At 30.8% G+C, this 22,893-nt stretch carries 15 protein-coding genes; 1 reads left to right on the top strand and 14 read right to left on the bottom strand.

Going from position 1 to position 22,893, the window contains the following annotated elements; translation table 11 throughout:
• Nucleotides 1–34: 34 nt before the first annotated feature.
• From HW119_RS09480 to HW119_RS09460, 5 genes are all read right to left on the bottom strand, one after another.
• Nucleotides 35–349 (bottom strand): DUF721 domain-containing protein, encoded by a 315-nt coding sequence (locus tag HW119_RS09480; protein ID WP_177763806.1) that lies wholly within the window; start codon nucleotides 347–349, stop codon nucleotides 35–37.
• Nucleotides 349–768: a lipocalin family protein gene (locus HW119_RS09475; protein WP_177763804.1), complete on the bottom strand. Its 420-nt coding sequence runs from the start codon at nucleotides 766–768 to the stop codon at nucleotides 349–351. Before HW119_RS09475 ends, HW119_RS09480 begins: the two co-directional genes overlap by 1 nt.
• Nucleotides 768–1,721: a signal recognition particle-docking protein FtsY gene (gene ftsY, locus HW119_RS09470; protein WP_177763802.1), complete on the bottom strand. Its 954-nt coding sequence runs from the start codon at nucleotides 1,719–1,721 to the stop codon at nucleotides 768–770. Before ftsY ends, HW119_RS09475 begins: the two co-directional genes overlap by 1 nt.
• A gap of 240 nt (nucleotides 1,722–1,961) precedes the next feature.
• Nucleotides 1,962–2,279 carry a DUF6787 family protein gene (locus tag HW119_RS09465; protein WP_177763800.1) on the bottom strand — a complete coding sequence of 106 codons (318 nt, stop codon included), beginning with the start codon at nucleotides 2,277–2,279 and terminating at the stop codon, nucleotides 1,962–1,964.
• Between the two features lie 43 nt (nucleotides 2,280–2,322).
• Nucleotides 2,323–2,724 carry a DUF6146 family protein gene (locus HW119_RS09460; protein WP_177763798.1) on the bottom strand — a complete coding sequence of 134 codons (402 nt, stop codon included), beginning with the start codon at nucleotides 2,722–2,724 and terminating at the stop codon, nucleotides 2,323–2,325.
• Nucleotides 2,725–2,816: 92 nt separating this feature from the next.
• On the opposite strand from HW119_RS09460, the gene prfB reads away from it, so the two are divergent.
• Nucleotides 2,817–3,915 (top strand): peptide chain release factor 2 gene (gene prfB, locus HW119_RS09455; protein ID WP_177763796.1). Its coding sequence is split into 2 segments (ribosomal slippage): nucleotides 2,817–2,879 and nucleotides 2,881–3,915, totalling 1,098 coding nucleotides; the frame shifts between segments, so codons are not numbered across the junction.
• A gap of 667 nt (nucleotides 3,916–4,582) precedes the next feature.
• Here the strand turns inward: prfB and HW119_RS09450 are convergent.
• The 9 genes from HW119_RS09450 to HW119_RS09410 form a co-directional block, all read right to left on the bottom strand.
• Nucleotides 4,583–11,203, bottom strand: coding sequence for an MG2 domain-containing protein (locus tag HW119_RS09450; protein ID WP_177763794.1), 6,621 nt, complete (start codon nucleotides 11,201–11,203; stop codon nucleotides 4,583–4,585).
• A gap of 195 nt (nucleotides 11,204–11,398) precedes the next feature.
• Nucleotides 11,399–12,142 carry a LytR/AlgR family response regulator transcription factor gene (locus HW119_RS09445; protein ID WP_177763792.1) on the bottom strand — a complete coding sequence of 248 codons (744 nt, stop codon included), beginning with the start codon at nucleotides 12,140–12,142 and terminating at the stop codon, nucleotides 11,399–11,401.
• Complete coding sequence (locus HW119_RS09440) at nucleotides 12,139–12,426, bottom strand: 2TM domain-containing protein (RefSeq protein ID WP_177763790.1); 288 nt, start codon at nucleotides 12,424–12,426, stop codon at nucleotides 12,139–12,141. The genes HW119_RS09445 and HW119_RS09440 overlap by 4 nt, the downstream gene beginning before the upstream one ends.
• Complete coding sequence (locus HW119_RS09435) at nucleotides 12,413–13,747, bottom strand: 2TM domain-containing protein (protein ID WP_177763788.1); 1,335 nt, start codon at nucleotides 13,745–13,747, stop codon at nucleotides 12,413–12,415. The genes HW119_RS09440 and HW119_RS09435 overlap by 14 nt, the downstream gene beginning before the upstream one ends.
• A gap of 446 nt (nucleotides 13,748–14,193) precedes the next feature.
• The gene (locus tag HW119_RS09430) at nucleotides 14,194–16,914 is read right to left on the bottom strand and encodes an alpha-2-macroglobulin family protein (protein WP_177763786.1); all 2,721 of its coding nucleotides are present in this window, start codon (nucleotides 16,912–16,914) and stop codon (nucleotides 14,194–14,196) included.
• Nucleotides 16,895–20,311 carry an MG2 domain-containing protein gene (locus HW119_RS09425; RefSeq protein ID WP_177763783.1) on the bottom strand — a complete coding sequence of 1,139 codons (3,417 nt, stop codon included), beginning with the start codon at nucleotides 20,309–20,311 and terminating at the stop codon, nucleotides 16,895–16,897. Before HW119_RS09425 ends, HW119_RS09430 begins: the two co-directional genes overlap by 20 nt.
• A gap of 509 nt (nucleotides 20,312–20,820) precedes the next feature.
• Nucleotides 20,821–21,543: a ThiF family adenylyltransferase gene (locus HW119_RS09420; protein ID WP_177763781.1), complete on the bottom strand. Its 723-nt coding sequence runs from the start codon at nucleotides 21,541–21,543 to the stop codon at nucleotides 20,821–20,823.
• 47 nt (nucleotides 21,544–21,590) lie between these two features.
• The gene (locus tag HW119_RS09415) at nucleotides 21,591–22,229 is read right to left on the bottom strand and encodes a TatD family hydrolase (RefSeq protein ID WP_177763778.1); all 639 of its coding nucleotides are present in this window, start codon (nucleotides 22,227–22,229) and stop codon (nucleotides 21,591–21,593) included.
• On the bottom strand, nucleotides 22,219–22,818 hold the full coding sequence (locus HW119_RS09410; RefSeq protein WP_177763775.1) for a DUF1684 domain-containing protein: 600 nt from the start codon (nucleotides 22,816–22,818) through the stop codon (nucleotides 22,219–22,221). The genes HW119_RS09415 and HW119_RS09410 overlap by 11 nt, the downstream gene beginning before the upstream one ends.
• Between the last annotated feature and the right edge of the window lie 75 nt (nucleotides 22,819–22,893).

Below are 22,893 nucleotides of genomic sequence, written 5' to 3'. Positions count from 1 at the left end.
TAAATAAAAAAAAAAGATTTGCTAATGCAAATCTTTATCTTAAAATAATTTCTTTAACCACTTCTTTTCGAAGTTCTTCGTTAATCATTTTTATAATTTTATCTTTTCCGTAACTTAATTCTTCACGTAAAACAGCCGAAGATAAAGCAACATATAACGTATTATTTTTTAAAACAACATCTAGAGTGTAATTTGCAATTCCAGGACCAAGTAAATTAATCCAAGCCTCTTTTACATTTAGTTTGTCAATTCCAGATTCTAACTTATTGCCTTGAATAAAAACCTTTAAAACATCACTTATTGAAGTTTCTTCTTTAATGCGACTGTTTGGGTTAAATTTTTTAGACATTATTCAATTTTAATAGGTTCAAATCTTTTGTAATGATATGTAAAATCTTGGTCGTTTTTGGTAACTAAAACGTCATCTGAAATTTTAATTATTTGTTCTGTCCAATTCGCGTAATCGGTTTTATAAACTAAGTAAGTTGACGAAGCAGAATCTTTTACGGTAATCAATTCTTTAACTTCGTTGGTTAAATATTTTCCATCAATCTGTGGAACGACTTTTTGACGAAATCCCGAATTATCTTTAAGCTCGATATAATCAACAACTGTTGACATTCCGTATTCTTTATCTTCGCCATCTGGAGTTTCTACAAGAGTAACTTCCCAATAACCGTTTATTTTATTTAATTCTTCTGGAGAAACTTTTGAATTACAAGAAATAACTAAAAGTGCCAATGGAATTAATTTTAATATATTTTTCATTATTTAAAAAACGAATCAACAAATTCATATTTATTGAAAACTTGTAAATCTTCAATACCTTCACCAACACCAATATATTTTACCGGAATTTGGAACTGATCAGAAATCCCGATTACAACGCCTCCTTTTGCAGTTCCGTCTAATTTGGTTACCGCTAAAGCAGAAACCTCGGTAGCAGCTGTAAATTGTTTGGCTTGTTCAAAAGCATTTTGACCAGTTGAACCATCTAAAACTAATAAAACATCATGCGGAGCATCAATCATCACTTTTTGCATCACACGTTTAACTTTCGAAAGTTCGTTCATTAAACCAACTTTGTTATGTAAACGACCAGCGGTATCAATAATAACAACATCTGCGTTTTGAGCAACTGCCGATTCTAAAGTATCAAAGGCAACCGAAGCAGGATCACTTCCCATTTGTTGACGAACAATTGGTACACCAACTCGATCTGCCCAAATTTGTAATTGATCGATTGCTGCGGCACGAAACGTATCTGCAGCTCCCAAAACAACATTGTAACCAGATTTTTTAAATTGATAAGCTAATTTTCCGATGGTCGTTGTCTTACCAACACCATTAACTCCAACAACCATAATAACATAAGGTTTTTTATCTTTTGGGATTTCAAATTCGGTACTTTCGCCAGATTTGGTTTCAGAAAGTAAACCCGAAATTTCTTCACGAAGAATCTGATTTAATTCATCAGTTCCTAAATATTTATCTTGAGAAACTCGTTCTTCAATTCGAGTGATGATTTTTAAAGTTGTGTTCACTCCAACATCAGAAGAAATTAAAATGTCTTCTAAATTATCTAAAACTTCGTCGTCAACTTTAGATTTACCCGCAATTGCTTTTGATAGTTTAGAGAAAAAACTGGTTTTAGATTTCTCTAAACCTTTGTCTAAAGTTTCCTTTTTTTCTGATGAAAATAGACGTTTGAAAAAACTCATAGGTATGCATGCTTTTTGTTAGACAAATATAGTTATTTCTAAGGTATGATAAATATAAAATTTTTAATCGGATTTTATATTAACTTCTAATTAAATTATAATTACTTATTTAATTTTTAGATTTAAAAAATAGTAAACTCGTATCTTTTTTGATTAGATTTTAAACTTTTCTAAAAAGTATTTTTCTAAAATATGTAACTTCGATTTATAAAAAAAGCCATCTGAATTCAATATAGATGGCTATTTATTTTTTTGCTTTCCGTACAAGAAACCTAATTTCATTCTAAAAAGCATTTTCTTTACAAAATTCCAAAAGAAAGTATGTTGTCCAAAAATAGTTCCTATAATAATTAAGATTACTTTATAAACGGGTAAGATTAAAACAATACGTAAAATCCAATATGGTACAATATGAAAATCTTGTTTTGTTATGCCTAAAAATTCTAATATAGGTTTTGTTATCCAAGCAGAAGTAGATCCTGTAATTGCAAAAACAATAAAAATTATAACAATTTGAAAATTTGAGGTTACGCCCCAACGTTCTTTTAAACTTGCCATTTCTTATTTAAAATAATTCTAAGCAAATATACGTATTTAAAATTTAATTTAATTTCACATTATTCGTTTCTTGCCAATATAAAAGATAATTATAAAGCATATAATTCACTTCATAACCATAATTTGTAGTTGAATTATAATCAATCGTATAATCATAACCTGGTTTTCCAGAACGACTTCTACTATTCCAAGTAGTAACCCAAATTCTATTTTTATTTTCTAAAAATGCTAAATCATAATATCTGCGTTGTTTTCCACGAGCTTGTAGCCACGGTTCAAATCCAATATCAAAAATAATAATTTCATATTCTAATTCAGGATTTGAAATGGTAATTTTTCCTTTTTCAATTTTAGTTTTTCCATTATCGATTACAGATTTCTCAGCTTGTGAAGCACAAGATAAAATTCCAAAACAGAAACATATTAAAAAAACAATTTTCTTCATAATTTCAAAAGTTTATATAAAGTTACGATTATTATGACGAAATAAATTTCATTCGCGTTTATAAATAGTTATTTTTGTAAAAAACAATTAAAATGATTACAACAGAACAGGTCAAAAGCCTTATAGATCGCCTTGGTGCGTTAAGGAGGTATCTTTGACATCGATAAAAAATTAATCGAAATTACAAACGAAGAAGAACAAACTTACGCTCCTGATTTTTGGAACAATGCCAAAGAAGCTGAAATTATCGTAAAAAATATTCGTTCAAAGAAAAAATGGGTTGAAGGTTTTAATCAAGCTACGGCCGAAATCGAAGAACTTCAAATTGGTTTAGAGTTTTTTGCTGAAGGTGACATTTCTGAAGAAGAAGTTACTGAGCAATATGATAATGCCCTAAATACCATTGAAGATTTGGAATTCAAAAACATGCTTTCAGACGAAGGTGATAGTATGAGTGCCGTTTTACAAATTACTGCTGGTGCTGGTGGTACCGAAAGTTGTGATTGGGCTGCCATGTTAATGCGTATGTATTTGATGTGGGGCGAAAAAAATGGTTATAAAATTAAAGAGCTAAACTTTCAAGAAGGTGAAGTTGCTGGAGTTAAAACGGTAACTTTAGAGTTTGAAGGCGAATATGGATTTGGATATTTGAAAGGAGAGAATGGCGTTCATCGTTTGGTACGAATTTCGCCTTTTGATAGTAACGCCAAGCGTCATACTTCATTTGCTTCGGTTTATGTGTATCCCTTGGCAGATGATACGATTGAAATTGAAATATTACCATCAGATATTTCTTGGGAAACCATGCGTTCATCCGGAGCTGGTGGACAAAACGTAAACAAAGTAGAAACTGCAGTTCGTTTGCGTCACCATCCAACTGGAATTATTATCGAAAACTCGGAAACGCGTTCACAGCTCGATAATAAAACCAAAGCCATGCAATTACTTAAATCGCAATTGTTTGAAATTGAGTTAAAAAAACGTCAAGCAAAACGTGATGAAATTGAGGCCAATAAAATGAAAATTGAATGGGGTTCTCAAATTCGAAACTATGTCATGCATCCGTATAAATTGGTTAAAGATGTGCGTACACAACACGAAACCAGTGATGTCGACAGCGTAATGAACGGAAATCTTGAACCGTTCTTGAAAGCATTTTTAATGATGATGGGACAAAAAGAAGAAAAATAAATACAATCAGTCAGCTTGTTAGTTGACTGATTTTTTTGGGGGGTTATAGCAAATCCTTCCACTGCGTTACAGGTCGGGCTGTTCGCACTCGCTTTTCCAAAATGAATTTTGTAAAAGAGCTCAAACAGAGCTTCCATCCCTTTTGCAGGATTGATGGTTTTTATTTAACCTCAGATACACAAATCACATTTCAAAACAAACTTAATGTTTTAACAGAATATGAATATCATGTATTCAAATAAATATAACCTTACACGATTTTGAAAACCTGCGCTGGTTTTATCCAACTCCTGCTTAGGAATTACCAAACTCTTGCTTAGGAATTAGCAAACTCTTGCGGTAGTTTTTACCGAAAGCTGCGCAACAATATGACACGCTTAGTTTTAGAACAAAATATAAACCTACAAGATTTCAAAAACCTCGCAGGTTGATATTAGTAAACTCCGACAGAGTTTCGAACTCTGTCGGAGTTGATGACAACTTTAATCCTTCTGATTTTAGACACTAGACTGAACTGCGTTAGCGGTTGAAGCGATATCCTTTTGTGGAACGAAGTGAAGCAAAAGATTTAGCGAAAGACGCGACGTTGCAAAAACGACGTAAGGAGTTTTTGTGAGCGAACGCCATAAAAAAAACGCTCCCAAATAAATGGAAACGTTTTGTTCTTTTATTTAACCTCAACTTTATCACCTGAAGTATGCGATGCATGTTCAGGTGCATACATACTTTGAATGGTAGAAATTCCGCTGGTGAAATTTCCAATATTATTCAAACGAACGTTGTATTCTAACACGTATTTTCCTTTGTTTAGATGGTCGATAAAGAAATTCGTCGAAGCATCTTTGGTGCTTTGATAATAACGTAAACCGTTTCCATAACGTTGCCCTGAAATCGCATCTAGCGGTTCGAAAGTTGCCGGACGATTGTCTTTGATATGCAAATAACTCATTTCTTGAATGGCTTCAAATTCGATTCGGACTTTTACTTTTTGTCCTAAAACAAGTGGCGTTTTTGGTGTAATTAAATCCCATTTACCGTCTTTGTTTTCGATGTAATATCCACGAGAAATGGTTAAAATTCCATCCGGACTACTTTTGATTTTGTCCATATCTTCGAAATATTGCCAATAAATTCCACCGAAAACAGGTTGCGGTGTGGTATTTTTAATTTCAATAGTTCCCATTTCCGATTTTACAGCATCGCCTAGCCATTGGTAAGTAAAAATCCCAACTTCTTCTTCGGTTTTGGACTTGATATCTTTGGTAACGTTTTTCTTTTCTTTGCTAACTTTAAGTTCAATTAAGCCACGATTCAAATCCATATCTTGTTGTCCTAAAATTAACGCATAAAGCGATTGTGTGGTTGCTTTCGTTGTTCCCCAATCGTTTTGTACTTTTTTACTTAACAACCAAGCATTCAAACGTTGAATTTTATCTTCAGGCATTTGCATGGTTTTGTAAGCTTCGATTATCATTGCCTGAACTTCGGCAGCGTTGTAATAGTAATAATTTCTACTTGAGTTGGCGCGCCAATACATTCCGAATGTTTCGTCAATAACCGCACTTTCTTCTAATTGATTAATGATTTCTTTTGCCCAAACTGTTTCGCCTTTTCGTGCTAAAACAATAATCAATTTTGCCTTTTCGTACAATGAAAAAGAAACCCATTTTTCACGATAATCGTTTAAAACTTTGTCAATTTGCTTTTGATTTTTATCTGAAATTGTAAATCGGTCTGCAAAATAACTTTTCATAAAAGCGTAATCAATCACATTAGAAACCGAAGCATTGTGTTTTTCGCTATATGATTTTTCAAAACGCGTATCTAAATAGTTTTGTGCACGATAGATAAAACCTTTATCGCCGTTAAGGAAATTAGATTTTATTCCCAAATTGCTTAATTGAGCCGCAGTTACCACGATTTGCCAAGTTATGTACGGATTTTCATAACCATCAGTGAACCAAGGCAAAGCACCGCTTGACATCTGGCGTTCTATTAATTTATCTTCAATTCGCTCAGCTAATTGTTCTAAATGATTTATATCAAAATTAGAAACAAATTGTGCTTTTTTTTCTTGATCAGAAATCAAATCGCGCATCCAAGGTGAATCTTGTAGAAGTATTTGTTTTAATTCTTCATTTTCTTCTAATTTCGATGTTGGATTTTCTTTCCATTCTTTAACTAATTTTTCGATTAACGGATTTTCTTCAACAATATGTAAGGCAATTGAAGCTGCGAAATATTTCGAGAACAATTGCTCTGAACAATCATACGGATAATCCATTAAATACGGGAAAGATTGCATCATTAACCAAGTGGCGTTGTTAGAAATATCGATTCGTAATTGATGATTTTCTAAACTTGATGATTGATTTTCGACCAAATTAGTTAGCTCATAAGTTTTGGTTTGATTCGCTAATTGCCAAACCGGTAAGGTTTCGGTTACCAATTGACGATTACTTAAAACCGGAATTACGCTTTCTTCGCCATCCGTGAAATTACCTGCTTGAACCGAAATTCGATATTGTAAACCAATGATATTTTTAGGAATTTGTACTTTCCAACTAACCGTATTTGAACTAAATCCGACAATTTCAACCGGAATTAAATCATCCGATTTTAAAATTTGTTTCGTTAAATCTTCGCCTGTAATTGTGTTGAACAAACGCAACATTGCTGTTGCTTTTAGTTTGTCGTTTGTAGTATTACTTACGCGTGCTTTTAATTCAATTTCATCGGTTTCACGAACAAAACGTGGCATGTTAGGCTGAATCATGACATCTTTTTGCGTTTTACTAATAGCTTCCAAGTAAACAAATTCTGCATTTTTATTATGTGCCAATCCTCTAAACTTCCATTCGGTTAACGATTCTGGAGCAGTAAAATCAAAAACAATTTCGCCATTTTTACTCGTTTGTATATGAGGAATAAAAAAGGCCGTTTCATTTAAATTTTTACGCAAGGTAATAGCTTTATGTGCATTTTCTGCAAACTCTCTATTAGTTGCAATATTTAATCCTGGAACTTGAGCTTCTAAAGTTTGTACAAAACTTGCATTTGGTCGACCTTCAATAGTTTTTGAAGTTACTGTTGAAGCTGCTACACTACTTTTAGCTCTGCTTGTAGAACGGTAGGTATCGATAACGACGTCATTGAGCTCTGACAAATTATCTTCTTCTAAAGAAATATTAAAAGATAAACCTGAAACAATAAAACTAAAAGTTTTAAAACCTAAAAAGTTTACAGTAATCACATCACCTTGCTTTGCTTTCAATTTAAAAAATCCATCTGCATCTGTATCACAACCTTTAAAAGTACCTTCAATTAAAAGAGAAGCACCAGGAATTGGATCTCCATAATTTTTAGCATAAACAAAACCAGAAATTTCGTCGGTTAAAACTTTGTTATCACCTAAAGTTTGTTCTTTAATAACATTTTCTTCAAATGAAAGAATCTCCTCTTTATTTAATAGCTTAGAATATTTTCTAAAAATTAGATTCCAAACTAAATTGATTTCACGAAGTTCATCAACTGTTTGCTGTGAAATTGGTTCTTCATCTGATTTTAGATAAATAACTGTAAACAGATTTTTCAATTCTTGTCTTTTTTCTTTATATCCTAAAGCTGCAACAGCAATTAAAGGATTTTCATCACCTAAAATACTAGCAAAACCATCTTCGTTTGTAGTAGATTGGTTGGCTGTTTTTAAATTATAAACTCTTGCATTTGCAATTAGTTTATCTGTTTGTTCATCACGAACTTCTATTTGATAATATTTGGCATTGCCATTTCGAGCACCATTGCTGTAATAATAATTGTAATAAGAATCTAAATTAAAATCGTAACCAAAATAATCCCATGTATTCCAATATAAAGGAGCTGAATAATTAGTATATGAATTATAAATTCGGTTTGAAACTAAATTATTCAATGGAGTTGGTCTTGAGAAATTCACATACGAATAATTGTAAATCTTGTCCGAATTTGTTTTCCAAAAATCACTGTAAATCATATCTAACGAAGCATCGTACATCGAAGCTAAAAATTCGCCTTGAAATGGTTTATTGGTTTTCGAATCTTTTAATATCAGTTTCCATTGGTATTGTTGTGCTGGTGTTAATTTATTGTTCCAAGCTTGCCATTCGGCTTCCCAAACCGGATGGTTCTTTTCTTCTACTTTCTTCAAATTAAAATCGCCATTACCTGAATACAGATTTTGATTTTGCACAAAAAACCACTGATACGAAATATTTTCGTTTTCAAAACTATCAGCTAAAGGAATTCGAATAAACTGACTTCCTTTGCGGATTGAGAAATTTCTTGATTGAATGCTAGCATCACGGTCAAAATATTCGATGAATAAAGTAACATCGTCGTAAATACTATTTACTTCCAAAATCAATTGACTTGCTGTTGATTTTGGATTTGTGATAAACGTTACATTTTCGTTTTTGGCTAATTTTTCATCTACTTTTTTAATAGAAAAATTAGTACTTCTTTTTATAGGTAATTTCGATTTTGAATCGATGGTTTCAAAGACCAATTCATACGCACCGGTTTTCCAATCTTTGATATCTAATTCAAACTTTTTATTTTCAGCAGTTGTATAACTTCCTTCATAAATTAAGGTTTTCTCTGGATTTTTTAATTCTTCTGAATCATACGCCTGATACGGAAACAATTTTCTAAAAGTTATTTCATCCATCGATTTTAATTCAGGAATTTGCCACGGACGCGTTTCGTAAAATTTATCCTTTGGTAAAGTTTGATAAATTTTTATTGTTCCGGTTATTGGTAAAAATCCTCCGTTATGCTTTTGAGAACCAACAGAAACTTCTAAAGGTTTGTTAGTTATGAAATTTCCAATACTATAAACAGAAACATCAACTGCGGTATTTGAAATATAGAAATATAAATTATCTTCTTTAACTTCGCCTGCTTGGTCGGTTACTTCTGCTTCAATGCTAATGTTTTGACGAATAATTTCTTCTTTAAAACGATTGCCTAACGAATCGGAAGGAATAGTAAAATGATATTCAAATTTTCCGAAATCATCGGTCAAAATTTCTTCATCAATTTTTAGTAATTGAATGTATTTTCGTGTTTCATAATCATAAAAATTAATATCTGATTTCAATTTCACTTTAGCATTTGCAATAGCTCCGCCCGCTAAACTTTCAGCTTTTCCGCTGATTGTTATTTTCTCATCAAAGAAAACATTTCCTTTGATTTCATCGAACTCAAAATTATAAGTCGGACGTTTATATTCTTCTACACGATAATCAAATGATTTATCTGGAAAACGCAACGCTTTCCAAAACTCAGCCTCTTTTGCATCAGCATAATCATCTAATTCTCTGATACGAATAGAAAATTCACCTGTCGGAATTGATTTTGGTAAAACGAACGAACCACTAAAACCGCCTAATTCATTCGATTTTATCAACTTTTCATCAACCTCATCACCATTGTCATCTTCTAAAATAACTTTAAAAGATTTGTTAGAAAGCACCTGATTTTGATTCGCATTCATTTCATACAAAATACCTTTAAAATGTACTTCTTGACCCGGACGATAAATGGAACGGTCCGTGAATAAATCAATATTTGCATCGCGCTGACTTTTTTCGATTTGAATTGATTGTCCCCAAGAATCCAAATAAAGTTGCTTGCGATAAATTTCGTTGTTTACAAAAAGTTCGATTGTATTTGTATCGTAACGTTCTCTTTTATTCGGCACAATAATTTTTCCGTTTGCATCAGAAACATATCTTTTTCTATTAAAAAGAGTGGCTTTATTTGCGTAAGGTTTTCCTGTTTTTGGATTTAAAACAAAAATTGCCGAAGTTTCGTTATCGATGTTTTTAGTCAATAACATCACATTTGTTGTTTTAAAAACTTGTGCTTTTTTTGAATCGTAAATATCCAAATCCTTGTCATCAGAATAGCTTACCAATAAATAATTTCCAATTGGTAGCTGTTCGCCTAAAATTTCAGTTGTATTCTGAAAATACGGAAAATCTTGTGGTAAATAATGAACCGATTTTTTCAACGGTTTATCGTTTTTCACAACCATTTTAAAAATACTATCGTTAATAGTTTTGTGTTTTGAAAAATCGTAATAAGCCAAATGAAGCGTATCAATATTTTTATAATTTATTAAGTATTTAACCGGTTCGTTTTCAAAAACTTCTTGCTTTAATGAAACAGCAAAATCTTTATTCTTAATTGAATTCTCTAAATCTAAAACGGATTGTAATTGATTATTTTCTGTTTTCGATTTTTTGACTTCGTCAATAACTTTCAATGCAGTTTCATAATTGCCTTTTTTATCGGTTTTATTCGCTTCTTGTGCTAATTTATTTGCGTACATCGATTGCCAACGATTTTTATAAAAGTTGGTTTTTAAGTTTTTACCTAAATTCTGAAACGTTTCTGATTCTGCCCAAACATCTGAACCGAATTTTTCTAATCTTACAAAACGAATTTTATCCAACAACAAATCTTGGTTATTTTGCAGATATTGTTTTTCAAGATTTTGAAGTAATAAAGCGGCTTGTTTAGATAACTCTTCACGAAAATCTAAATAGTCTTTATTCTCTGAAAAAATAATTTTTGAATTGCAGAAAGAACCATCAAAACGGTTAAAAATATCCTGAGAAGGCTGAATTACATAACGTTGCGAAGCGTAATCATTAATAAAATTAATCGCAAAAAAATCATAAACCGATTGGTTTAAATTGTTGTCAATAAAATCATAATCAATCAAATCTTTGATTTTATCAACCGAAGTTTTTTTCATCAAATCTTCTTGAGCAAATAACAAATTTGTTTGCTCTGAAATTACTTCTTGAAATTGTTGTTGCGTCCACAAATCGATATTTTTGGGTAATTCTGTCGTATTTGTAATAACGCCACCGTAATAACGCCAATTCGAAAATTTAGAATTGTACGCATTCATCAACGTTTTGATGTAATACCAACGAAAAACTTCTTTGTAAACTCCGGTAGATTCAGCGATTTCTAATCGTAAACGTTCTACCTTTTTCTGATAATTCGTTTCTTTCAACACATTATCAACCTTCATTTGGTAAATAAAAGCTTTGGCTTTCTGAGATTGATTGTTCTCTTTTTTAGCCGATTTATAAATCTGCTCCAGTTTGGAATTCAACGTTTTATATGAACCTTTTTGTTCAAGTTCATAAACTTCATTCCATTGTTTTTTATAATCTTGAGCGAAAATAGAAACTGAAACGAATAAGAAAAAAAGTAAAATCTTGCTTTTCATAAAGTGGTTTTAATTCCACTAAAAGTAATAAAAGTCAATCAGTTATCAAAATTAAGAATTTCTAACGTTTGGGCAAATCCTTACACTACGTTTCAGGTCGGGCTGTACGCACTCGCTTTTTCCAAATTAAAATTTGTAAAAGAGCTCAAACAAAGCTTCCATCCCTTTTGCAAGATTTGCATGCATTAGATAAAACTACATCGAAAGCCAATTCTTAAAATCACGAACACGGTCTCTACTAATAGAAATTTCTTGATTGGGCTGAAATTGCAAATCAATCATATAAATTGGCGATGTGTGTATATTTTTGATATAATCAGAACTAACTATAAATTGTCGATTTACTCTAAAAAAATTAGCTTCATCTAAAACATCTTCAAGTTCATCTAAGGTAAAATCAGTCGGATAATTGCGTTCTTTGGTTTGCAAGTAAACAATCTTATTTTCTGAATAAAAACAACTTATATCTGCAACCGAAATCACTTTTAAATTATATCCAATTTTTACTAAAACACGACTTAATGTAGTTTTTGGATTACGAACAATTGCGCGAATTTCATTTGAATCTAAAAAGTTTTGTTGAGGTAAAAATGATTTAAACTTCTCAATTGCTTTTTCTAAATCATCCAATTCAATGGGTTTTAATAAATAATCAATGCTATTTAATTTAAAAGCTTTCAACGTATATTGGTCAAATGCCGTCGTATAAATAAAAAACGATTTGGTTTTAATCTTGTCAAAAATTTCAAAAGACAAACCATCTCCCAAAACAATATCAGAAAAAATAAGTTGCGGATGCTGATTATTCTCAAACCATGCAATAGCTTCTTCTACAGAATAAAGACTTTTTACAATTTCTATATCAGAAAATTGACTTAAAAGCTTTTCTAAACGTTTAACAGCCAACTTTTCATCTTCTATTATTACGGTTCTTATCATGGATTATTATATTTGTTTGTAAGTTCGTTCATTTTTTTGCCTTCCCAATTTGAATTGAAAAGAAACAGTTTTACAGCCTGAATTAGTAAAATTAAACCCCAAATTACAAATATTAAATTAACACGGATTTGACTCCAATCTACAAGTTCGTATTTTAAGAATTTAATGCAATAAAAAAGCAATAAAACAACCATAAAAACAATTAAGTTTGAATAAAACTTTTTTAATCTAACTACGCGATTTTTAGCAATTTCATAATTAATCTTTTCGTTATTCGTTTTCATTTCTTTGATTTTCTTTATTTAAAATTTCTCTAATTTTTTTCTCTTCCCATTCTTTACCAATTGCAAAAACACTTGTTGCATGAGCTACAATTCCAACGCCCCAACCTAAAGCTGGCCAATAAAACCAAAGCTCGTTTGGAGTTGTAATTAAATTTAAAATCAAAAGAAAAGGAATAATAATGCAATATGATATTAAATTTGCATAGAAACTTTTAAGTTCTTTTACTCTTTTTACTGCTTTCTGATAAGCAAAATCTTCGGGGGTTTGTGTAGGATAATTCATCTTTTTTGACATTTTTTTGATTAGTATAGGTATTTTTACTTTAAAATTGGTTTCGCTTTTTTCGATAAATACATTTTCTGAGGTTAATAATGCATAACGTTGTACAATATTTGACAAACCAATTCCAGCACTTTCTGTTAATTGTTCACGTATTTGAAGATTATTCTCGACACACAAAAATTTTCCGTCTGTGTAAATTCGAATTTGCAACGGATGATTGCTTGTTGCTAAATTATGTTTAATACAATTTTCGAGAAGCAATTGCAACGATAACGGAACAACCCATTTTTGATTTTCGTCAGGATGGATTTCAAAACTGAAATTCACACTATCTTCAAAACGTGTTTTTAAAAGTTCACAATATATTTTGGCAAATGCAATTTCGCTTTCAATAGCTACTAATTCTTTATTTTTTTGTTCTAAAACATAGCGATAAATTTTAGACATTGAAGCCGTAAATTTTTGTGCTTGATTTGGATTTTCATCAATTAACGCCGAAAGAACGTTTAACGAATTAAATAAAAAATGCGGGTCTAATTGATTTTTTAAAGATTCGAATTGTGCGTTTGCTGAGTTTGCAATTAATTTCTGTTCAACTACTTCTTTTTTGGTATTTTTCTTTAACTCGTCAACAAAACCTTTTGCATGAAGAAATGCCGAAATCAACAATGCAAAATTTATCATAAACCAATTGGCAAAATTGTATTTCTCAGAAAAGAATTCTTGAGTGGTTGCCGCATTCTGAAACCAAACAAAATTTAAATAATTACATCCATAAACACCAATTGTATTAATGATGATGATTACGATAATTCCAATTATAGTTCGCTCTTTTGTTTGCTCAGTCCACGAAAAACGTTTGGTTAAATAATCGTTAGCAAATCCGTTTAAGGTTCCTAATGTAAACGCGTAAAAAAATGAAATCAAAAAGTTTATTAAAAAACTCATCCATGTCTTTTCATCAGAAAAAAAGGTAAAGAAAAAAATTCCTGAACCAAGGCTAATCCAAAATAGATTTATAAATGCTTGCTTTTTCATTTTCTTAAAATTATAAACCAAATGTAACACGATTCAATTTAACAAAATAAATAAAATTACTGAACGGTTAAAAAATGATACTGAATGGTAAATTGTTAGTGATTCTAACGATATTCTTTTTAAAATTCTGTTCTGGTAGATTTTGAATATCAAGCATTCGATTTTAAAAATAAAACCTACAAGGTTTCGAAAAACACGCTGATTTACATAATAAAAAACTCCGACAGAGTTTCGAACTCTGTCGGAGTCGATTAAAAACTTGAAACTTGAAATTTCCTTACTTTAGACCTAAAAAGCGTTAGTGGTTGCAGCGGTATCCTTTTGTGTAACGAAGTGGAGCAAAAGATTTAGCGGAAGACGCGACGCTGCAAAAACGACGCAAGGAGTTTTTGTGAGCGAACGCCATAAAAAAACGCCTCAAAATAAATTGAAACGTTTCTTATCTTTTATTTGACTTGAACTTTATCACCCGAAGTATGTGCAGAATGAGCCGGAGCATACATGCTTTGAATGGTTGAAATTCCACTTGTGAAATTTCCGATATTATTTAAGCGAACCTCGTATTCTAAAATATGATTCCCTTTTGGCAAGAAGTCAAAAAAGAAATTGGTCGAAGCATCTTTATTAGTTTGATAGTAGAATATTCGGTCTTTATAATGATATTCCGACAAAACATCTATGGGTTCAAAAGTTGCGGCTCGATTGTCTTTTAAATGCACAAAACTCAAATCGCGTTTGGCTTCAATGGTTAAACGAATTTTTACTTTTTGACCTAAAACAAGCTTTGTTTCTGAATTGATTGGTTCCCAAATTCTGTCTTTATTTTGAGACAAATAACTTCGATTGATATTTAAAACACCATCTTGCGATTGTTTTATTTGATTTAAATCTTGGAAATATTGCCAATAAATTCCACCAAAAACAGGTTTTGAGGTTTTGTTTTCGACTTCAATTTTTCCCATATCTGATTTTATTTTATCGCCTAACCAACGATAAGAAAACATGCCAACCGCTTCTTCTAAAATTTCATTTTTGTTTTTAGCTGTATTGATTTTATCATTTCCAACTTTTATTTTTATGCTTTCTTTAGAAATTGCATTTTGGTCTTCACCTAATAAAATAGCATAAAGTGCTTCTGTGGTTGCTTTAGTTGTTCCCCAAGATGTTTGCGATTTTCTACTGATTAACCAAGTATTTAATTTGTTTATTGTTGTTTGTGGCTTTTTCATTTCTTTAAAAGCCTCAACAAGTAAAGCTTGAACTTCGGCTTCGTTGTAATTAAAATAATATGTACTGATATTTCCGCGCCAAAACATACCGTAAGTTTCATCTAAAACTGCAGTTTGTTCTAATTGATTTGTTATTTCGTTCGCCCATTGCTTATCCCCTTTTCTGTTTGCAATTAAAATTAATTTGGCTTTTTCGTATAAAGGCAACGTAATCCAATCGTTTCGTAATTCGGCTAAACGTTTATCAATTCTTATTTTATTATTCTCTGGAATTGAAAACACATCGGCATAATAACTTTTAACTAAAGCATAATCAATCACTTCAAAAACAGTTGCTTCTTTTTCTTTGGTAAACAAATCATTAAAAGTTACATCTAAATAAACATTGGCTTTATTTATGAATTTGGTTTCTTTATCTGTTGAAATGAAAGTAGGTTCAATGTTTAATTTTTTAAGTTTAGCTGCCGTAATTAGAATATGATTGGTGATGTAATTACTTGCTCGTCCTCCATCAAACCAAGGAATTCCACCTGAAACCGTTTGTCGTTCAATTAATACATCTTCGATTTTATCTACTTCTTTAAGTAAATTTTGTTCACCAAAGTAAGAAACAAATTGTGCTTTCTTCTCGTCATCTGAAATTAAATCTTTTAACCAAGGTAAATCTTGAGCCAAAATTTGATTTAACTCATCGTTTTCTTCGAATTTCGATTTTGGATTTTCACGCCAAGCAGCGACTAATTTCTGAATCGGTTCATTCGTTTCTAAAATATACGCAGCAATCGCATAAGCAAAATATTTTGCAAAAAGTTGCTCCGAACAATTATACGGATATTCATACAAATACGGCAAAGATTGCATCATTAACCAAGTAGCGTTGTTTGAAATATCAATTCGTAATTGATGATTTTCTAAACTTGTTGATTGATTCTCGACTAAATTAGTTAATTCATATTTTTTCGTTTCATTAGCTAATTGCCAAACCGGAATAGTTTCGGTTACCAATTGACGATTACTTAAAACCGGAATAACGCTTTCTTCGGCATCTGTAAAATTACCAGCTTGAACCGAAATTCGATATTGTAAACCTTCAATATTTTTAGGAATCTGAACTTTCCAACTCACCGAATTGGAACTATTCGCTTGAATATCTACCGGAATTAATATTTTTGTTTTAATAATTTCATCAGTTATTTCTTCGCCCGTAACGGTATTAAACAAACGTAATAAAGCCGTTGCTTTTAGCTTATCGTTTGTGGTATTACTTACGCGTGCTTTTAATTCAATTTCATCGGTTTCGCGAACAAAACGTGGCATGTTTGGCTGAATCATTACGTTGCGTTGCGTATAAGCTAAATGTGCAAAATAGTTTGAATTACCGTTTTTATCGTTTGCTAAAGTTTTTAATTTCCATTTGGTTAAAGCTTCTGGTGCTTTGAATTTAATTTCAACTTCGCCTTTTTCATTTGGATATAAATTTGGATAAAAGAAAGCGGTTTCACTTAAATTTTTACGTGCTTTTATATTCGCATGACCATCTAAAACATTGCTCATTGTTTTGTTTTTTTGAATTACTTCGGCATCGGCATTATTTGGCATCGTACGATAAGAATCTACAACAATTGATTCTAATTCAAGCATTTCTTCTTCTTCTAAAGGAATTTCGAAATAACTACCTTCAACAATAAATCTTAGCGTTTTAAAACCTAAATATTGAACAGATATAACATCGCCTAGTTTGGCTTTTAATCTGAAATAGCCATCTTCATCGGTATCAACTCCGTTGGTTGTACCTTGAATTAAAACAGTTGCTCCAGGAATGTTATCTCCATAATTTCTAGCAAATACTCTACCCGAAATTTCTCCTTGAACAGTATTTAATTTCGTTTCTGATAAAAATTCTTTGGTAATATTTTTATCAAAAAAAACGGAATCCAAACCAATTGAAATTCAATATTGAAGTTAGATTTGATTTCTTAAAAGAGAATTGAGATTTGCTATTGTAATAAATTTCTGTATCGACAAAATTAGTTGTCTGGTTTAAAACAGATGCCAAATTACTAGAGCCATAATCATAAAAATAAAAATTATCCCAACGTTCGTTATGAATCGCATCTAACGAAAAATCGTACATCGTTGCCAAAACTTCCAATTTATCTTTTGGTTTGTTTTGATTAAAAACTTTCAATTTCCAATTGTAATCATCACCGGGATTTAACTTATCATTTAAATGAAGTATTTCAGTTTTTATCGTTGAATAATCCTTTCTATATGGAAATGAAATTTCTACGAATTCCTTAAACAATCTGTTTTCATAAACAAAATACAAGTTGCTTTTAAATCTAATATCTCTATTTTCGATATCGATTGGTAATTCAACAAAATTTTCACCTTGTTTTAAATGAATCAAAAAACTTTTGTTTTGATTTCCTAAATAATTTAAATCTAGATTTACATAAACTTCAGGAACTTTACTAAAGATTTTAAGCTGCAATTTCTTTGAACGTAACGATTTTTCTTCATCAATTTCTATAGAAACAGAACGATGATAAGTATAATCGAAAACACTGAAATTAAATTTATGTTTTGCAGGAGTAAATAGCGAATCGTTTGGAATAAATTCTAAGTAATATTCTCCTAAATCAAATAATTTTTCATCTAAAACAAATTTCTCATTTTCTTTAGTTTCATATTCTTGCTCAAAAACAAGTTTTGATTCATGACGATAAAAATCATAAGCATAACTTTGATATGGAAATTTATCAGTTAAAGTTAGTGAATCAATTATCTGAATTGTTGGTTTCATCCATAAGTTTTCTAACTCAAATTTTCTAATTCCTTGACGTTTATAAACTTTGACTTTTCCTTTAGTTGGAACAAATTTTCCGTTTATTGTACTAGTTTTTATTTCAACTTCATACTTTTCTTCATTCTTATAAAAAGTATTACTATCAGGTTGATAGGTTATTAAAAATGGTTTTGTATTGTAACTAATTTGCATGTGAGCTTCACGAACTTCTCCTGAATTATCAACAACTTCAGCTGTAAAATAATATTCAATTTGAGTATTTAAATCTTTTTGAGTCAACGAATCTTTAGCGAAGGTAAACGGAAATTCAAAATTACCGTTTGAATCTGTAAACGTTTCTATTATTGGATAGTTTATTATTTTAGATTGAGAATAATTATTATACAACCAATGCGAAGGAGTAATTGTGACTTTTGCATTTGCAATGGAAGCATTCGAAAAACTTTTTACAGAACCTGAAAGCATGATAGTTTCACCAATTTCAATATTTTCTTGATACGGATTGAAATTCACTTCATAAGTATTTCGCTTATATTCAGCCACTTCTAAATAAACATAATTATCTTCAAGGTCAATTGTTTCCCAAATTTTTTCTTCTGATTTAGTTAAATCATCTGGTTTAGAAACTGAAATTTCAAATTCTCCATCATCAACGTTTTTAGGAATTACAAATTTGCCTGAAACACTACCAAATTCATTAGTCGTAAGTATATTATTATCAGAATAATCTCTCCCTTCAAACTGAACATTAACTTTTATATTTTCAGCAGCTTTTCGTTTAAAGCCATCAATAGTTTGAACTAAAATAGCTTTAAAATATACTTCCTGTCCTGGGCGATAAAGTCCACGGTCGGTGTAAATAAAAGAAGTAATTTGTCTTTCTTCATCTTCATCATTGCTATAATTTGAAAAATAAAACTGACTACCACTAAAAGTTTCTTGATAAATGAAATCATTGCTATAAACCAATACATCGTAATTTGCTTTTCTATCAAACGTGTCTTTATTTATTTTAATTTTCACAAAACCATTTTCATCGGAAGTATAAAATTTATCAAAAACAAAAACTTTCGTTTCTGATAAAGGTTTTCCGGTTTTTCTATTTAAAAGTTGAATTTCTAGATTTTTATCAAACTGCTTATAAACAATAAAAACATCTGTAACCACAAACGGATTAAAACGAACTGAAGGCGTATTTTCTGTAACTGTTTTCTCATAACTCGAAACTAAAAAATAATAACCTTCTTCAAAATCGGGTAATAAAACTTCGGTTGTATAACTATTAAAATCACCTTGATTTGGCATTACAGATTCAATATTTTGAAACGGTTTATGCGTTTTTAGATAATCAAAATACAACGAATCTGATTTTAATTGATTAAACATTTCTAAATCATCAACTTTATAAACGAAATTATAAAGTGTGTCGATATTTTTAAAATCGACCAATATTTTATTATGTTGGTTGTTGTATAAAATGGGTTCGTTATAAACGATTAATCTTTGCTGTTTTATTGACTTCTCTAAATTCAAAATTTGATTCAAATCAGTAATCGAAATTTCCTGAGTTTTCAGCGTGTCAATCAACTGGATAGCCTCTTTCAAATAAGACTTCTTTTCTTTTGCATTTGCTTCACCAACTAAATAAGACAATTTCTCTAAACGATATTTATTTTTGAATTCGTTTGTAGACGTTGTCGCAATTAAAACATCTAAAAGTTGTAAATCATTCAATAAAAAATTTTGTTGAAAACGCATAAATTTTACACGTTCATAATCATAAATTTTTTGTTCTTGTTTATAAAAATTCTCAAGCATTTGATAAGCAGTCAAACGCACGTCAAAATTATCTGATAAGTCACGAGTTAAAAAAGAATCTTTATAATCGGCATAAAATTCGTAGCTAGAAGGCTCGGCATTTACATACAATTGTGCAATTGGCAACAACATCCATTTTTCAAGTAAAAATTCGTATAAATGCTCTTGATTCACATTCCCAAAACCTTCGACAACTTCTTTATAATCACTCAACGGAATCGCTTGTAATTTTTCTGAATCTGAAAAAGTTTCGTTGTATAAACTAGTTAATGCGTTGATAAAATCACGTTGATGCCACTCTGTAAAATTCGATTGATTTGATATGTTTTTAGAATCTCCTCTGCGTTGAATATCCGATTGATATTTATTAAAATATGCCGCTAAGTATGCCGCTTTTATATAATTATAGAAATAAACGGAATTTCCGTTTGCATTTGCAATTTGCGTATTTATATCGACAAAAAAATCCGAATGTCGCTTATCAAAAAGTATGTTTTCGTATTTCGATTTGAATAGAAAAACCTTTATAAATTCTTGTTCATTCTTATTTCTTTGAGCTTTTTTCTCAATTTTAAGAACCGCTTCATAAGCTTCTTTTATATTTCCTTTCGCTTCAGTTTCATAAATTTTATTCCATTGTTTTTCGTAATTCTGTGAAAAAACAGAAAACGAAATTTGAAGCAAAAAAAGTAATAGTACGTTTTTCATATTTTGGATATATTTTCTAAAAATAGCTAAAAAAAACTTGTTAAAAAATATTTATGGCAAATCCTTCCACTGCGTTTCAGGTCGGGCTGAACGCACTCGCTTTTCCCAAATTAAAAATTTGTAAAAGAGCTCAAACAAAGCTTCCATCCCTTTTGCGAGATTAGTAGTTTTAAATTCAATTCAGATTTTGAATTTCAAACATTCATTTTAAAGAATCCAAACCTACAAGGTTTTGAAAACCTTGCAGGTTAACTAAATAAACTCCGACAGAGTTTTGAACTCTGTCGGAGTTGGTTAAAAACTTTGAACTTTGAACCTTAAACTTTCTCTCTTTAGACTTTCCAACTTTAGACTTTAAAAGCGTTAGCGGTTGAAGCGGTATCCTTTTGTGTAACGAAGTGGAGCAAAAGATTTAGCGTAAGACGCGATGCTGCAAAAACGACGTAAGGAGTTTTTGTGAGCGGAACGCCATAAAAAAACGCTTCAAAATAAATTGAAGCGTTAGTATATTACTTTTCCTTTTTGACAAGATGTTTAATCACGGTTTCGGCAGCGTGAAGTCCAAATAAAGCGGGCATCCAACTGTTGGTTCCGAAAAACGATTTTTTAAAGTTGGTTCCATCGGTCATTTTTAAACTGCTCTCATCTGGTTTTTCAGTAGAAAAAACAGCTTTAACTCCTGATTTGATTCCTTCTTTACGCAAACGCTTACGAATTACTTTTGCCAACGGACAAACATCGGTTTTAGCAATATCTTTAACCACAACTTTACTTGCTAACATTTTGCCGCCAGCTCCCATGTTACTGATTACTTTTACACCTTTACGTTTAGCTGCAATAATCAAATTCAATTTTGGGGTAACGCTATCGATGCAATCTAAAACGTAATCGAATTCTTTGGTTACAATTTCGTGTGCGCGTTCAGGCGAAATAAATTCTTCGATTCGAATTAAATTCAATTCTGGATTGATGTCCATTAAACGATCACCTACAACTTTGATTTTTGGCATTCCAACTGTAGAATGCAAGGCTGGTAATTGACGATTAATGTTGGTTATATCAACAATATCACCATCAACAATGGTCATATTTCCTACTCCGGCGCGCGCCAAAAATTCGGCAGCGAATGAACCTACTCCACCTAATCCAACAACTAATACGTTCGAATTTTTTAAGGTTTCGATTCCTTCTGCTTTAAATAATAATTCTGCTCTTTCTTGCCAAACAGCCATTTTAATTTGATTTATTGATTGATGCTTCCCGATCTAAAAATCGGACATTAATCGCGGTTAAAAACTCTTATGTAATTTTGTTCTATTATTTGTTCTACATCATGATTTAAAATCGATGTTGCTTTTGCATAAACTTGATCAATCGTTTCTTCGATCATATCGGTTTCAAGAAAAAGATATTTGGTTGGAACTTCTTTAAAAACATTTGAAAGTTCTGGATTACGAAGCAAATATTTTCCGAACGAAAGATAAAATCCGTTTTTATACAAACTTTGAGCTACTTGACTATTCTTAGAAAATCCGTGAATAATCAACGGAACCGAAATTTTCATCTCCTTTTTGATTTCAATCACTTCTTGATAAGCTGAAACGCAGTGCAAAATTACAGCTTTTTTATGTTTCTCGGCAAGTAATAATTGCGCTTTAAATACCGAAATTTGGTTTTCTAAAGATGTTTCAATTCGTTTATCTAAACCACATTCGCCTAAAGCTTTACAGTTTGGATGTTGTAATGCTTGATTAATTGTCTCTAAATCTCGGTCTAAATTGTCGAAATCAATATACCAAGGATGGATTCCGACTGTGAAATTCGGCAATGATAAATCTAAATCGGTTGGAAATTGATTAACCAATTCTATTACATCTTTTCGATTTGAAAATTGATGTGTATGAATGTTATATTTCATCTTTTGGATAAGTAACTCCAGCTTTTATTTCGATATCTAAAAAATTTTCTTCTGGAGTAATTGGACAAGAATAACGAGCTGAATATGCACAATACGGATTATAAGCTTGGTTAAAATCGATAATCATTTGGTTTGATTCTGGAATTTCGACATCTAAATAACGTCCTCCACCATAAGTTGATTCGCCACTTGTTAAATCGTAAAATGGTAAAAACAAATGCTTTTCATAACCTTTACGTTTACTCAATGCGATATTCTGATAAACAACTAATTGAAGCTTTTTACCATCGATTTCAAAATGTAAAATACCATATTTTTTATATTCTTGTTTGATTTTACCAGTTGAAGGCATTAAAAACGGCTTTTGTTTTTTTAGTAATTCAAGCTCTGCTTCAACAATAAATTTTTCATCAATATCAAAAAAAGAAATTCCTTTAAAATTCTTTTGTTCTTCTAAATCTAAAGGCGTTGTTTCTGGATTGTTATAAAATGAAATTAATTCAGATTGATATTTTTGAGTCGATTCTAAATTATTTTGTGCAATGGTAAACATTGGTAAGCAAAATAATAAATAAAAAAATTGCTTCATAAAAATTGTAAAAATAGATTGACAAAATTAACGCATTTTTCAAAATTATGTTCCGAAAATTGACGAATAATTCAA

The sequence above is a fragment of the Flavobacterium sp. I3-2 genome, assembly GCF_013389595.1.
Taxonomy (GTDB): domain Bacteria; phylum Bacteroidota; class Bacteroidia; order Flavobacteriales; family Flavobacteriaceae; genus Flavobacterium.
The sequence above is the reverse complement of the archived record's forward strand: the minus strand, read 5'-3'. Positions and strand labels throughout refer to the sequence as shown.

Bases quoted from the DNA above. Each gene is read 5' to 3' on its own strand.
- HW119_RS09440 (WP_177763790.1), bottom strand. From the start codon at position 12,426: ATGAAAACGAATAACGAAAAGATTAATTATGAAATTGCTAAAAATCGC.
- HW119_RS09420 (WP_177763781.1), bottom strand. From the start codon at position 21,543: ATGGCTGTTTGGCAAGAAAGAGCAGAATTATTATTTAAAGCAGAAGGA.
- HW119_RS09415 (WP_177763778.1), bottom strand. From the start codon at position 22,229: ATGAAATATAACATTCATACACATCAATTTTCAAATCGAAAAGATGTA.
- HW119_RS09425 (WP_177763783.1), bottom strand. From the start codon at position 20,311: ATGAAAAACGTACTATTACTTTTTTTGCTTCAAATTTCGTTTTCTGTT.
- HW119_RS09480 (WP_177763806.1), bottom strand. From the start codon at position 349: ATGTCTAAAAAATTTAACCCAAACAGTCGCATTAAAGAAGAAACTTCA.
- HW119_RS09450 (WP_177763794.1), bottom strand. From the start codon at position 11,203: ATGAAAAGCAAGATTTTACTTTTTTTCTTATTCGTTTCAGTTTCTATT.
- HW119_RS09465 (WP_177763800.1), bottom strand. From the start codon at position 2,279: ATGGCAAGTTTAAAAGAACGTTGGGGCGTAACCTCAAATTTTCAAATT.
- HW119_RS09445 (WP_177763792.1), bottom strand. From the start codon at position 12,142: ATGATAAGAACCGTAATAATAGAAGATGAAAAGTTGGCTGTTAAACGT.
- HW119_RS09410 (WP_177763775.1), bottom strand. From the start codon at position 22,818: ATGAAGCAATTTTTTTATTTATTATTTTGCTTACCAATGTTTACCATT.
- HW119_RS09475 (WP_177763804.1), bottom strand. From the start codon at position 768: ATGAAAAATATATTAAAATTAATTCCATTGGCACTTTTAGTTATTTCT.
- HW119_RS09435 (WP_177763788.1), bottom strand. From the start codon at position 13,747: ATGAAAAAGCAAGCATTTATAAATCTATTTTGGATTAGCCTTGGTTCA.
- HW119_RS09460 (WP_177763798.1), bottom strand. From the start codon at position 2,724: ATGAAGAAAATTGTTTTTTTAATATGTTTCTGTTTTGGAATTTTATCT.
- ftsY (WP_177763802.1), bottom strand. From the start codon at position 1,721: ATGAGTTTTTTCAAACGTCTATTTTCATCAGAAAAAAAGGAAACTTTA.